Below are 13218 nucleotides of genomic sequence, written 5' to 3' on the forward strand. Positions count from 1 at the left end.
ACGACCATGGCGGTGAGCGGAGGTTGCGCAAGTTTTCAGTAAATCGTCGAACAATCCGTACCGGGCGACGAGCGCCGGTTTGCATTGCGTGGCGGTGCCCGTCGTTTTTGCGCAAAAACCCTTTCAGATGGGCAATCGCACCCGAAACAACGAGCCCTTGCCCTCTTCGCTCTCGACCACGATCGTGCCGCCGTGGGCTTCAACGATCTGATCAGAAATAAACAGCCCCAGCCCCAGGCCTGCGACGGCATGCTTGGCTGAAACCCGCTCGAACTGCTGAAAAATGCGCTTCTGGTTTTCCGCGCTGATTCCAATGCCGTTGTCGATCACATCGACCCGCGCCTCGTTGTCCGCCAGGTAAACCTTCACGTGGATTGGCTTATGCGCGCCGTAGCGCAGGGCATTGGTCAACAGGTTCGCCACTACCTGCTCGATACGGAACTCGTCCCACACGCCAATCACCGGCTCGCTTGCGCTCAGCGTCACCACACAATCGGCGGCAGCGATTTGCGCGGCATAGCTTTCAACCAGATTGACCACCAGCTCGGCCAGATCGAAGGCACTGGTGCGGATCGACAATTTGCCGGTGCGGATGCGCGACACATCGAGCATATCTTCGATCAAACGAATCAGGCTCTGGATCTGGCGCTCGTCGCGGTCAACCATGGCTTTAAGCTTGTCCATGGTGAACGCAGAGGCGTTGTCCTTGGCCAGGTGCAACTGGCGCAGCTGGGTTTCCAGAATCAGGCCATTGAGGGGCGTGCGCACCTCGTGGGAGACGATAGACATAAAGTCATCACGCATGCGCACCGCATGTTCAAGCTCGTTCTGGGTCAATTGCAGCTTGCCCAGCAGCGCTTCCTGCTCCTGACGCGCCCGCTCAAGCGCATCGAGCTGTTGCTTGAGCGCCTTGCGCTGGCGGTACAGATCGACGAATACGTTGACCTTGCTTTTAACCGCATGAATATCCAGCGGCTTGTGCAGGAAATCCACGGCCCCGCTTTCATAGCCCTTGAACGCATAGTTCAGCTCACGCCCTGCGGCGCTGACGAAGACAATCGGAATGTTCTTGGTCTTCTCGGTACCGCGCATCATTTCCGCAAGTTCAAAGCCGTTCATGCCCGGCATCTGGACGTCGAGGATCGCCATGGCGAACTCATGTTCCAGCAACAACGACAGCGCCTCGTCGGCGGAAAGCGCCTTGAATACCTGGCGGTCCTCGCGCTTGATCAGCGCCTCAAGGGCCAACAGGTTTTCCGGCAAATCATCGACGATCAGCAGTTTGGCTTTTATTTCACTCAGCATGCGATTCGTTCCAGCTCGACAAGCAGTAAGCCAATGTCGTGCAAAGGCAGGAGGTAATCCGGGGTGTGTAATTTGAGGGCGGCTTCGGGCATGGTGCGCGCCTGGGCGGTTGCAGGATCTTGCACTACGGTAAACCCACCGCACTGTTTGATCCGTGCCAGACCGAATGCGCCATCGTTATTGGCGCCGGTCAGCAAAATGCCCGCCAGACGCGGTCCGTAAACGTCGGCGGCCGAGTCAAACAGGATGTCGACGCTGGGCCTGGAGTGAAACACTCGCTCCTCCTGACTGAAGGAAAACGTCTTGTCCGACTCCATCGACAGGTGATAACCGGGGGATGCGAAATACATGGTGCCGGGCACCAGAGCCTCCTTGTCGTCGGCTTCTTTCACCGGGATCGACAAGCGCGAGGTGAACACTTCGGCCAACTGACTGCGGCGCTCGTCGGGTACATGCAGCACCGTAATGATCGGTAGCCGATAGCCTTTGCCAAGCGGTGTAAAAATCTTCAACAACGCCTCGACACCACCGGCAGACGCGCCGACGACGATGGCATCAACGGCGGGCAGCGGGGTCGCATCCGGGGCGGTGTCAGGGAAGGCTGTTTTCATGTCTTGCGGTAGATCCGCTCAGGTTTGACCAAGGGTTCGAACTGCTTGCTATAGCCTGAGAAATCCAGGGTTTCCTTGCTGCCGAGCACCAAAAAGCCGCGATGCCCCAGCGACTCATGAAACAGCCCGAACGCTCGATCCTGCAGCGTCTTGTTGAAATAGATCAGCACGTTTCGGCAGGAGATCAACTGCGTTTCAGAGAACACGCTGTCGGTGGCCAGGCTGTGATCGGCGAAGGTTACGTTCTCGCGCAAGGTTTTGTCGAAGATCGCGTAGTCATAAGCCGCCGTGTAGTACTCGGAAAGCGCCCGTTTACCCCCCGCCTTAAGATAGTTGTCGTTATAGCCCGGGATGTTTTCCATGGAAAAAATTCCCTGCTTGGCTTTTTCCAGAGACCGCGGATTGATGTCGGTAGCGTAGATGATCGTGCGATCGAGCAAGCCTTCTTCGCGCAGCAGAATAGCCATCGAATAGACTTCTTCGCCGGTGCTGCAACCTGCGATCCAGATCTTCAGCGACGGATAGGTGCGCAGCAGCGGCACGACTTCCTGGCGGATGGCGAGGAAGTGCGTCGGGTCGCGAAACATCTCACTGACCGGAATCGTCAAGAACTGCAGCAGCTGCATGAACGCCGATGGATCGTGGAGCACCCGCTCCTGCAAGGCCGAAATGGTCTTGAGTTCAAACTGGCGCAACGCATGATTGACCCGTCGTTTGACCGACGCACCTGAGTAATCGCGGAAGTCATAGCTGTACTTCGAATAAATGGCTTCGATCAACAAGCGCAATTCAATATCAGCGTCTCGCTCAAGCGGCATCGCTAAAACCTGGTCGGTGTTCGGGAGTGCTCAATTGATCCGGCCCATTCAAATACGTTCCATTTTCGGCAGCCATACGCGTATCAGCGAGAACAAGCGATCCAGATCGATGGGCTTGGCCAGATAGTCGTTGGAGCCCGCCTGCAGACAGCGGTCCTGATCGTCCTTCATGGCCTTGGCGGTCACGGCGATGATCGGCAACTTGCGCCAGCGTGGGTCTTTACGGATTTCGGCGGTGGCCTCGTAGCCATCCATTTCCGGCATCATCACGTCCATCAGCACCAGATCGATGTCCTCGACCTCGTTGAGTTTGGCGATGGCCTCCAGACCGTTGCGCCCTACTTCGACGATGGCGCCCTTGTGCTCCAAGGCGCTTGTCAGGGCAAAGATGTTGCGCACGTCGTCATCAACCACAAGGATCTTGCGGCCCTCGAACACGCGATCACGGCTGCGCGCAGTCTTGAGCATGGTCTGGCGCTCCGAGGACAACTGCGACTCGACCTTGTGCAGGAACAACGTGACCTCATCGAGCAACCGCTCCGGGGAGCGCGCACCCTTAATGATGATGGTGCGCGAGTACTTGAGCAGCTCAGTCTCTTCGTCACGGGTCAGGTTGCGCCCGGTGTAAACGATGACGGGCGGGAAGGCGGCGATTTCGTCGGTGGACATGCGCTTGAGCAAGTCATTGCCCAGCATGTCCGGCAGCTTGAGGTCGATGATCATGCAGTCGTAGGCATTGTCGCGCAGCAGTTCGAGGGCATCCTGGGCGAAGCCTACTGCGGTGATTTCGATGTCTTCATCGCCAATCAATCGCGAAATACTGTCGCGCTGCAACGCGTCGTCTTCCACCAGCAGAATGCGTTTGACCTTTTGCGTCAGCTTGGCTTCCAGACGGGCGAACACGTCCTTGAGCTCTTCACGGGTGGTGGGCTTGACCGCATAGCCCACGGCGCCCATTTGCATGGCCGCTTCCTGACGATCTTCGACGGAAATCACATGCACCGGGATATGCCGCGTCGATGCCCGCTCCTTCAAGCGTTGTAGCACGGTCAGACCGGAGTGATCGGGCAGGCGCATGTCCAGCAAAATGGCGTCGGGCACAAATTGCGCCGCCAGTTCAAAGCCATCATCAGCGGCGTGGGCCACTAGGCAGTGGTAGCCCAATTCATGGGCCAAGTCGTAGAGGATCTGCGCAAACCGCACTTCATCCTCGATCACCAGGATGCAGCGTTTGGTAAACGGGGATTTATCGCGATCATCGGCAAAGCTCGGCACCGGCACTGAAACCACCGGCACCGGTGCAACGATTGGCCTTGCGACTGGCGCCGGGGCAGCCAAAGCGGGAGCAGGCGCGCGATAGTCCTGGCCCTGTAGTTGCTCTTCGTATTGTTCCGGCAGCACCAGGGTGAAAATACTGCCCTGCCCCGGTGCGCTGGTCACAGCAATCGATCCGCCAAGCAGGCGTGCCAAATCCCGTGAAATCGACAGCCCAAGTCCGGTCCCGCCATAGCGCCGGTTAGTGGTGCCGTCGGCCTGGCGGAAGGCCTCGAAAATGCTTTCCTGCTGGTCTTCTGCAATGCCGATACCGGAATCGCGCACGGTAAACACAATGCCTGCGCCCGGTTGCCGCGAAACCGTGAGGCTCACAGTCCCGGTTTCGGTGAACTTGACCGCGTTGGACAGCAGGTTCTTGAGTATCTGCTCCAGCCGCTGGCGGTCGGTGTACAGCATGGTCGGCGCACCGGCCTGCAACTCCACAATGAATTCCAGCTTTTTCTCGGCAGCCAATGGCTCGAACATCGTGCGCAGACCGTCGACCAGCCTTGGCACACTGCTGTTTTCCGGGCGCATGTCGAGCTTGCCGGCTTCGACCTTGGAGATGTCGAGAATGTCGTTGATCAGGTTCAGCAGGTCGTTGCCCGCCGAGTAAATCGATTCGGCAAACTTGACCTGCTCAGCGCTGAGGTTGTCCTGAGGGTTCTCGGCCAGCAGCTTGGCGAGAATCAACGAGCTGTTGAGCGGCGTGCGCAGCTCGTGAGACATGTTGGCCAGGAATTCGGATTTGTACTTGCTGGAGCGCTGCAACTCTTCGGCGCGAGCTTCAAGTTCCACCTGGGCGATGTTGAGTTCTTCGTTGTTGCGGTCCAGGGCATCACGTTGATCGGCGATGGCCTGGCTTTGTTCGGCCAACTGTTCGTTGGTCTGCTCAAGCTCTGCTTGCTGAGTTTCCAGATGGACCTGGGACTCCTTGAGAATGCGCGACTGTTCTTCGAGCTCTTCATTAGCAGTGCGCAATTCTTCCTGCTGCACTTGCAGTTCTTCATTGAGTTGCTGGGTTTCGGCCAGCACTTCCTGCAAGCGCTGACGATAACGCGCAGCCTCGATGGAGGTGCCGACGTTGTCAGCAATCAGCTCCATGAACTCGATATCGCGGGAAGTCAGCGGGCGCAGGAAACCCAGTTCGATGACGCCATTGACGTTGTCATCATTGCTGGTCGGCACCACCAGCACGCTGCGCGGCGAGCCGTCGCCCAAGCCTGAGCTGACTTTGAAATAGTCCAGCGGCACATCATCGAGCCTGATGACTTCATCCTGCTCGGCCGCCTTGCCCACCACGCCTTCGCCACTATAGATCGATTGCTCCTGCAGCTCCTGCTGACGAGAGAAGCCGTAGGACGCAACGCGCAGCAAGCCACCGTGTTCCTGACGCACGTAAACAGCGGCGACCACCGCGCCCAGATACTGCGCGAAAAACTGCAGGACATTTCGACCCAGCATGTTCAGCGTGAGTTGGCCCAGCACCTGCTCGGCCAGCTCGCTCTGACCATTACGCAGCCACGCGACATGTTCCAGACGACCTGCATTTTCTTCCTGGCTTTTGAGGTTTTCAGCGTAATTGGTGGACAACGCAAGCATGTCGCGGCGGCCTACCCACGCCAGAACACCACTGACCAGCAGCACGAAAACCAGATAGAACGACACCGATACAATCGTCGTGTGAGTGACGTCGGTATTACGCGTCTGGCGTAACTGCTGCTCTACCCCGACGGCTTGCTCATATTCGGCACGTATCTCGTCAGTCAGTCGCTTGCCGCGTCGGGTCTGGATGGGGCCTTGATAGTCGCCGCCCTGACGCCGAAGGGTAATCATTTCCTGGGCGAAACGATTCCAGTCTTCCTGCATGGCTGCGATACGTCTGAAACGATCCACCTGAGGCGGGTTGTCCGCGACCAATTCTTCCAGGCCTTTCAACTCGGCAGTGATGCCGGGGCGCGCGACCTCGTAGGGGTCAAGGAAGCGTTCATCACCGGTCAGCAGGAAGCCGCGCATGCCGGTTTCCATGTCGATGGAGAGCTTCAGCGAGCGGTTGGCATTGTTGATCACCCTATCGGTGTGCTCCACCCACTGGATGACTGACAGCAAATAAGTGATCAGAATAATAAAGAATGCGGCGCTCATCACACCTACGCCCAGAGGCAAGGCGACGTTGCGTCCTAGCAGTTTGCGGAAACGTTGCTCATCGACAGTAGATGGATGGATCATCTTGGGGTCCGCGCCAATTGGTCTAAACAGCGGAGTTTGCCGTAAACTTCAGGAAAAGACTCTGACTTCTGACATATAAAGCGGAATTTTCAGACAGAAATCGTAGGACAGACGACAAATTTATCTGCATTTGGATAACCGCCGTTATAAGGACCACTCATTTGAATGTGTCCCGCGGAGTTTTCCAGTGTGAAAGTTCGCTGGACTGATTGACCAACAGGCTCGAAATGAGCCGTGAATCTGCCACTTTTAAGGAAACACCATGTCCCAACCAGCCAGCACTATCCTTGTGGTGGAAGACGACAGCATCGTGCGCATGCTGATAGTCGACGTGCTTGAGGAGCTCGAGTACAAGGTGCTCGAAGCAGCCGATGGTGGCCAGGCGCTGTCGTTTCTAGAAAACAACGACACCGTGATCGACCTTTTGATGACCGATAAAGGCCTGCCAGACATGGACGGCATCAAGCTGGCGCAACAAGCGCGCATCCTTCGTCCGGCGTTGCCGATTCTGTTTGCCAGCGGCTACGCCGAAAACATTGATGCCCCGGCCGACATGTTCGTGATCGGTAAACCGTTCTCCATCGACCAATTGCGCGACAAAGTGAAAAGCATTCTTGGCCACTGAAACGCCGTTGGGCAGCAACACCCGTTTACTGATCGTTGGCTATGTCTGGCCGGAGCCGCGCTCATCGGCGGCCAGCGGGCATGTCATGCAATTGATCGACTGCTTCCTGCAACACGGCTGGCAGATCACCTTCGCCAGCGCGGCCAGCGAAGGCGAGCATAAAGCCGACCTTTCAGCGATGGGCATCACAGAGGTCAGGATCGAGCTGAACAACAGCAGCTTCGATGTGTTCGTCAGCGAACTGCAACCGGATGTGGTGCTGTTCGATCAATTCCTGATGGAAGAACAATTCGGCTGGCGAGTCGAGAAACACTGCCCCACGGCCCTGCAAGTGATGGAAACCTGTGATCTGCAAAGCCTGCGTCACAGCCGTCATCAACTGCTCAAGCGGCTGCTCAACGAGCATCAGGCCGACGACAATGGGTTGGACGTGTTCGATATCTGCGACCAGGCCTTGTACACGCACATGGCCCAGTCGGATATCGCCCAACGGGAAATCGCCGCGCTCTATCGCTGCGACCTGAATCTTGTGGTGTCGGATGTCGAAATCGACCTGCTCACCCGTCTGTTCAAGGTGCCGTCGAACTTGTTGCAGTTGTGTCCGCTGATGCTGCGCGACATCCCCTCAACCGCTCAGCCGTTTGAAGCGCGCAGGCATTTCTTGAGCATCGGCAATTTCCGCCATGCGCCCAACTGGGACGCGGTGCTATGGATGAAAAGCGCGATCTGGCCGCTGATTCGTCAACAACTGCCTTCTGCGCAATTGCATGTCTACGGCGCCTACACCCCACCCAAAGCCGCCGCGCTGCACAACGCAGCCCAAGGCTTTCATGTGATGAACTGGGCCGAAGATGCCCTGGCCGTCATGGGTAATGCCCGCGTATCCCTCGCGCCCCTGCGTTTCGGGGCGGGCATCAAAGGCAAAATCATCGACGCGATGGTCTGCGGCACACCGACGGTAACCACGCCTGTCGGCGCTGAAGCCATGCACGGCGAGCTACCGTTTCCCGGAGCTGTAGCCAATACGGCCGTGCAACTGGCCGCGCAAGCTGTGCGGCTATATGAAGACCCGGTCGCTTGGGCCGAGGCTCAAAGCGCTGGCTTTGACGTGTTACGCGACCGGTTCAGCCATGAGCAGCATTGCGCCGCGTTGATCGGACGAATCAATGCCCTGCGCGAGAACCTCACCGAACACCGCACCGCGAACTTCACCGGCGCGATGCTGCGACATCATCAGCACAAGAGCACGCAGTATATGGCGCAGTGGATTGAGGCGAAGAATCGTCGGGATTGAGTGGGTTGCATTACTTTCGGAAGCACCCTCTTAAGTTCCCATCATCCCAGGCCAGACAGCCGGGTTTGATGTCCAGGACCATATTGTTGAACAGGCCAGACAGGTCACTGTCGTTTTCAACAAACGGTTCCGCCCACTCCATGGAAAACATCCGCCCTGCTGGCGTTACTTCAACCCAGATAATCGGCCTGGCCGAGCCTTGCCCTTTAAAGCCAATCCTTTTCAAGGTTTTTTGCTTATCGAACGGGAGGCGCAAAACCGAATTTTTCGCATCTGCCCATAGCTGCTTTTGAACGGTGCCGTCCTGAAACCCCCAATGCACTTCTACCGGCTCAATCACCGGCGCGATGAATTCTACGTTTTGATTCAGCGTGATTAGATAATTATTTTTTAACTGGCTCAGTTTCTCTTGGCTGCCGTGGAAATTAGCCTTGGACTCACTCAGGTCATACTCCTGCAGCTGCTTAAACAATGCTGGGCGCCCCAAAGCTTTCTCCCAGCCGATACTAAACAGTCGACTGCGAGCATCAACATCAAACCATTTGATCGCTGCCGAATGGCCTTGCCTGCCAATGCCGATTCTTTTCAGATTTCTGCGGTCATCGAAAGGGACAAATACAGCATCGGCATTAAAATAATCCGCTTGGACTTCAGCTTGTGGGCCTTGGGCATATTCCAGGTAAATAGTGACAGGGTCCAGCAGCTGGAAAACAGGGGGCGGCGAGTAATACATGGTGAGAACATAATTATCTCGCGCGAGGTCAAAGCCCTCATCTTTGTAACGAAGATGCAATTGCTCAGCTTTTGCCAAATCTGTCTCGGACAATGAGTCGAAGTTCACGACCACCGGTTTTGGCACAGTGAGTGAATCAGATTTTAAAAATACTGACTTGTTTTCTTCATACCACGTACCGTTTGCGCTGCCACCTGCACTTCCATAATAGATTTGCCCGCTAAAGGTTCCATCAGGACGCAGGTGCAATATGGAACCTATTTCCATTTTCCCGTCCAAGAAATACTTTCCCGGGACATCACTCGCGATGGCTGCAGTACTCATAGAAAACAGCAGTGTAAAGAACACGGTTATACGTCGGCGAATGTTCATGCAATATCCTTTTTGATTTGAACGGCAGCACGAAGCTGCAGTGAGTCATCCCTGATGATCCGGGCCATAGTGACGAGCCAGATGCTTTTTATGGGTATTGGCGGATCGGCTACCAAGTGCCATATGGAATTCCGTGTTTATCGATGTAGGCCTGAGCCTCGGGATTCGGTGCTCGGTAATAAATACCTTTACCGGTTTTGTACGGCCCAAGCGGTTCGATTTCGGCCTGGAAGCGTCCGACTTCCGTGAACCCCAGACACGCCCCACCCACCCAGACTTTGACGATGCCGCCAGGAGCCATGCCAAGAGTGATCATGTCCCGATAGTCGTCCTTCCATTTTTGGGAGCCCTGGCAATAAACCCGCTCCGGTTTGACCATCTCGTCACGCACCCACTGCGGAATCTTTATGCCGATCTTGTAGGTCTGCGGCTCCGCCAATGACTGCCAGCGCGCAAAAATGCGCTCAGGCAGATCGACGTTGCTAACCGGCATCATCTTGCCTCCACCTTGGTGCCAGCCCTCCGGTTTTCTTGTATAGCCCGCCACGCCCCCAAAGACGTTGAAGAAGGCGAGCCCACGTTGATCAAGCACATCCACGCTTTCTACCCAGACTTCCATGTACCGCGGGGCTGCCAAACCCACATACCAACTTGGATACGGCAGCTTGGGCGGCGGAGATTGCCGGGGACCACCGGCGCAGGCGCACAGGCTGAACAGCAAGCCGAGAAGCAGGCTCAGACGCTTTGTGGTCTGTAGGTGCTTACCAGGAGCCATATGGAATTCCGTGTTTATCGATGTAGGCCTGAGCCTCGGGATTCGGTGCTCGGTAATAAATACCTTTACCGGTTTGATACGGCCCAAGCGGCTCGACCTCTGCCTGAAAGCGGCCAATTTCCTTATATCCCAAACATGCCGCACCCACCCAGACCTTGACGATGCCGCCAGGTGCCATTCCAAAATTGATCCTGTTACGGAAGAGCGTCACATCTTGCTGGTCAGCTTCACAGAACACCCGCTCGGACCTATTCATCTCGTCCCGTACCCATTGCGGGATCAGGACATTGATTTTGTAGGTCTGCTGCTCTGCCAGCGATTGCCAGCGCAGGAAGATCCGGTCCGGCAGGTCGACGTTGTTGACCGGTTTCGATGCCCCTCCGCCTTTGTGCCAACCCTCTGGCTTACCCGTGTAGCTAGCTACGCCTCCGTGCACTCGGAAGAATGCAAAACCGCGCCGATCAAGCACATCCACACTTTCCACCCAGACTTCCATGTGACGCGGGGCTGCCAAACCCACATACCAACTTGGATACGGCAGCTTGGGCGGCGGAGATTGCCGGGGACCACCGGCGCAGGCGCACAGGCTGAACAGCAAGCCGAGAAGCAGGCTCAGACGCTTTGTGGTCTGTAGGTGCTTACCAGGAGCCATATGGAATTCCGTGTTTATCGATGTAGGCCTGAGCCTCGGGATTCGGTGCTCGGTAATAAATACCTTTACCGGTTTGATACGGCCCAAGCGGCTCGACCTCTGCCTGAAAGCGGCCAATTTCCTTATATCCCAAACATGCCGCACCCACCCAGACCTTGACGATGCCGCCAGGTGCCATTCCAAAATTGATCCTGTTGCGGAAGAGCGTCACATCTTGCTGGTCAGCTTCACAGAACACCCGCTCGGACCTAATCATCTCGTCCCGTACCCATTGCGGGATCAGGACATTGATTTTGTAGGTTTGCGGCTCTGCCAGGGATTGCCAGCGCAGGAAAATCCGGTCGGGCAGGTCAACGTTGTTGACCGGTTTCGATGCCCCTCCGCCTTTGTGCCAACCCTCTGGTTTACCCGTGTAGCTAGCTACGCCTCCATGCACTCGGAAGAATGCAAAACCGCGCTGATCGAGTACGTCCACGCTTTCTACCCAGACCTCCATGTAACGCGGAGCGGCCAAACCTACATACCAACTTGGATACGGCAGCTTGGGCGGCGGAGATTGCCGGGGGCCACTGGCGCAGGCGCACAGGCTGAACAGCAACCCAAGAAGCAGAATCAGACGCTTCATTGCGGATACCCTCTCTGGGGGGTGTTCGGATAAACATTGCGCTTGTTGCCCTGCGCAGGCTTGTTGATAAACAGGCCTTTATTGGGCGTCCAGTGTGAGGACTGATGGATATAACGACCTCGCAGCAGGCGCTCCTGGTCGGCATCAAGGCGCACGTCTTCTCCGGCGAGTACTTGCTTCAGAATTTGCGCAGCGATGGGTTGAAGCTCTTCGGGCATCTTGAAGCGCCGGTCTTCATTTTCGATGACGTCGAACGGCACGCCATGACGCACGCCCAACTCGCGCATCAGACGCAGCCCAATCAGCGCCAACTCGCCGCGTACGGGCCGTTCGAGGATGATCGTCAGCCAGTAGTCCTGAGCAACGTTTTCGGACCTGCCGCTGGTTGGCCGCATAAACGGCCAAGCATGCACCTTGATGTTGCCATCGCCCGCCAGCCCACTAGCACGCAAGGATTCGGCTCGAGCAGAAACCGCTGCCCATTCACTGGAGGACTGCAGTGATCGGTTGGCAGGCAAGGTGACGCGAAGGGGCTCGGTCATCATCAACCGTTCATGGGCCCGGGGCAGATACCCGCCACCTATATCCGAATGCACGCCAGGCAGGCTGATTTCTGGATGCCCCTGCCGCACGCTGTTGAGGGCAAAGTTGTGGCGACACTCATCACCTGCGTGCAACTGGATGACTTTTCGTGCGCAGCCGAGCGGCAGGTGCAGGTTGACGCCGGGGTTGGTGTCATCCGCCACACTTAAATCAGCGCGCCCCACCGCCGCAATGGCAGCTACTGTATCGAAAAGGCCGATTAGGTTTAGGCCAACATCCACAACCGGATCAAAACCCGCCAGCATACCAAAGCGACCGCCTTTTAGCAGCTGAGCGAAGATGCCCCGGCCAGGTTTGAGCAGTTCGTTGGCGCAGTGCCGGGCAGCCGCTGCGCCGCGACTGAAGCCAAAGATGTCGAACTCGATGCGCCGAATATCGGTGTGGGGATTGGCGATTCCAAATTCTCGGAGTTGCGCCTGTATCGCGGCAGGCGCTTGGCCCACTCGTGCCACTACCCCAGTTTCACCCTGCCCAGTGCCTTGGCCGTATAGCGAATCCTTGCCACCGCTGCGAGTGCCGATGCCCTCCTGATAAACCTTTAGATAGCCAATGTCCGCGTCACTCGCAATCGGTGTCGCCGTGTTGTCCGGATAAAGATCATAAAGATGCACCACGTTACTCGGCGCATTTCCATAACTGTCATCCGGTGCCTCATTGAAGCCACTGCCATCAAACCCATCAAATCCATACTGGTTGCACTGCTCAATGATGCTTGTCAGCTCGCTACGACTGAACAGCGCCAGGTCTTCGCGGCTGCATTGCTCGGTGGCGGCAGAATTGCTGAGGTTGTTGCCAGTACCGTCGAAAAACAGCCCCAGGCGCAATGTGATGCCTTCGAGTTCTTCCTCCTCCTCTTCTTCATCCAGATCTTTATTCAAAACCGGATCGTCGGGTTTGCCAGGATCATCGAGAGGGTTTGCAGCCGGGCGGACCGGCGCACTTTTTACGCGCAATGGCGCCACAGGCGTTGCGCTGGCAATGGCTGGCAGGTCCGGCAGTTCTGCGACCTGTTTGGCTTTTCCCTTCAAATACTCATTGTGCGCGGACTTGACCGTGTAATCGCCCACGGTCCCGGACTCGATGCCGCACTGATCCATGGTGATGTAACTGCCACCTGCATTCAGGATGATTTTCTTCTTGGCGGTGATGTGGATTTCGTCATCAGTGCTGGTGATGTGCAGCCCCTGCCGCGCGAGGATTTCCAGGGTGCCGTTCTGCGCCTGAATGGTCACCGGGCCATGATTGGCCAACAGCTTGATGCC

Annotated in this window: 11 protein-coding genes; 2 read left to right on the top strand and 9 right to left on the bottom strand. The window is 56.7% G+C overall.

Annotated features, from left to right (window positions below; genetic code table 11):
* Positions 1–123: 123 nt before the first annotated feature.
* The 4 genes from ACWKV9_RS10160 to ACWKV9_RS10175 are packed head-to-tail and all read right to left on the bottom strand — an operon-like array spanning position 124 to position 6277.
* Positions 124–1305, bottom strand: coding sequence for a hybrid sensor histidine kinase/response regulator (locus ACWKV9_RS10160; RefSeq protein WP_483835966.1), 1182 nt, complete (start codon positions 1303–1305; stop codon positions 124–126).
* Positions 1299–1916: a chemotaxis protein CheB gene (locus tag ACWKV9_RS10165; protein ID WP_483835967.1), complete on the bottom strand. Its 618-nt coding sequence runs from the start codon at positions 1914–1916 to the stop codon at positions 1299–1301. The genes ACWKV9_RS10160 and ACWKV9_RS10165 overlap by 7 nt, the downstream gene beginning before the upstream one ends.
* A complete protein-coding gene (locus tag ACWKV9_RS10170; protein ID WP_483835968.1) occupies positions 1913–2734 on the bottom strand; it encodes a CheR family methyltransferase in 822 nt (273 codons plus the stop codon). Before ACWKV9_RS10170 ends, ACWKV9_RS10165 begins: the two co-directional genes overlap by 4 nt.
* Positions 2735–2782: 48 nt before the next feature.
* Positions 2783–6277, bottom strand: a complete 3495-nt coding sequence (locus ACWKV9_RS10175; protein ID WP_483835969.1) for a response regulator — start codon at positions 6275–6277, stop codon at positions 2783–2785.
* A 262-nt stretch (positions 6278–6539) separates the two neighbouring features.
* Between ACWKV9_RS10175 and ACWKV9_RS10180 the strand changes: the two genes are divergently transcribed.
* Positions 6540–6902, top strand: coding sequence for a response regulator (locus ACWKV9_RS10180; RefSeq protein ID WP_483835970.1), 363 nt, complete (start codon positions 6540–6542; stop codon positions 6900–6902).
* Positions 6892–8196 carry a glycosyltransferase gene (locus ACWKV9_RS10185; protein WP_483835971.1) on the top strand — a complete coding sequence of 435 codons (1305 nt, stop codon included), beginning with the start codon at positions 6892–6894 and terminating at the stop codon, positions 8194–8196. Before ACWKV9_RS10180 ends, ACWKV9_RS10185 begins: the two co-directional genes overlap by 11 nt.
* A gap of 10 nt (positions 8197–8206) precedes the next feature.
* On the opposite strand, the gene ACWKV9_RS10190 is transcribed toward ACWKV9_RS10185, so the two are convergent.
* From ACWKV9_RS10190 to ACWKV9_RS10210, 5 genes are all read right to left on the bottom strand, one after another.
* A complete protein-coding gene (locus ACWKV9_RS10190; RefSeq protein ID WP_483835972.1) occupies positions 8207–9301 on the bottom strand; it encodes a hypothetical protein in 1095 nt (364 codons plus the stop codon).
* 109 nt (positions 9302–9410) lie between these two features.
* On the bottom strand, positions 9411–10076 hold the full coding sequence (locus ACWKV9_RS10195; protein ID WP_483835973.1) for a DUF2931 family protein: 666 nt from the start codon (positions 10074–10076) through the stop codon (positions 9411–9413).
* Complete coding sequence (locus ACWKV9_RS10200) at positions 10063–10572, bottom strand: DUF2931 family protein (RefSeq protein ID WP_483835995.1); 510 nt, start codon at positions 10570–10572, stop codon at positions 10063–10065. The genes ACWKV9_RS10195 and ACWKV9_RS10200 overlap by 14 nt, the downstream gene beginning before the upstream one ends.
* Before the next feature lie 142 nt (positions 10573–10714).
* Entirely contained in the window at positions 10715–11353 is a 639-nt protein-coding gene (locus ACWKV9_RS10205) for a DUF2931 family protein (protein WP_483835974.1), read from the bottom strand.
* Positions 11350–13218, bottom strand: a 1869-nt coding sequence (locus ACWKV9_RS10210; protein WP_483835975.1) for a T6SS phospholipase effector Tle1-like catalytic domain-containing protein, incomplete at its 5' end; no start/stop codon positions are given. The genes ACWKV9_RS10205 and ACWKV9_RS10210, both read right to left, overlap by 4 nt.

The organism is Pseudomonas corni (assembly GCF_057128765.1).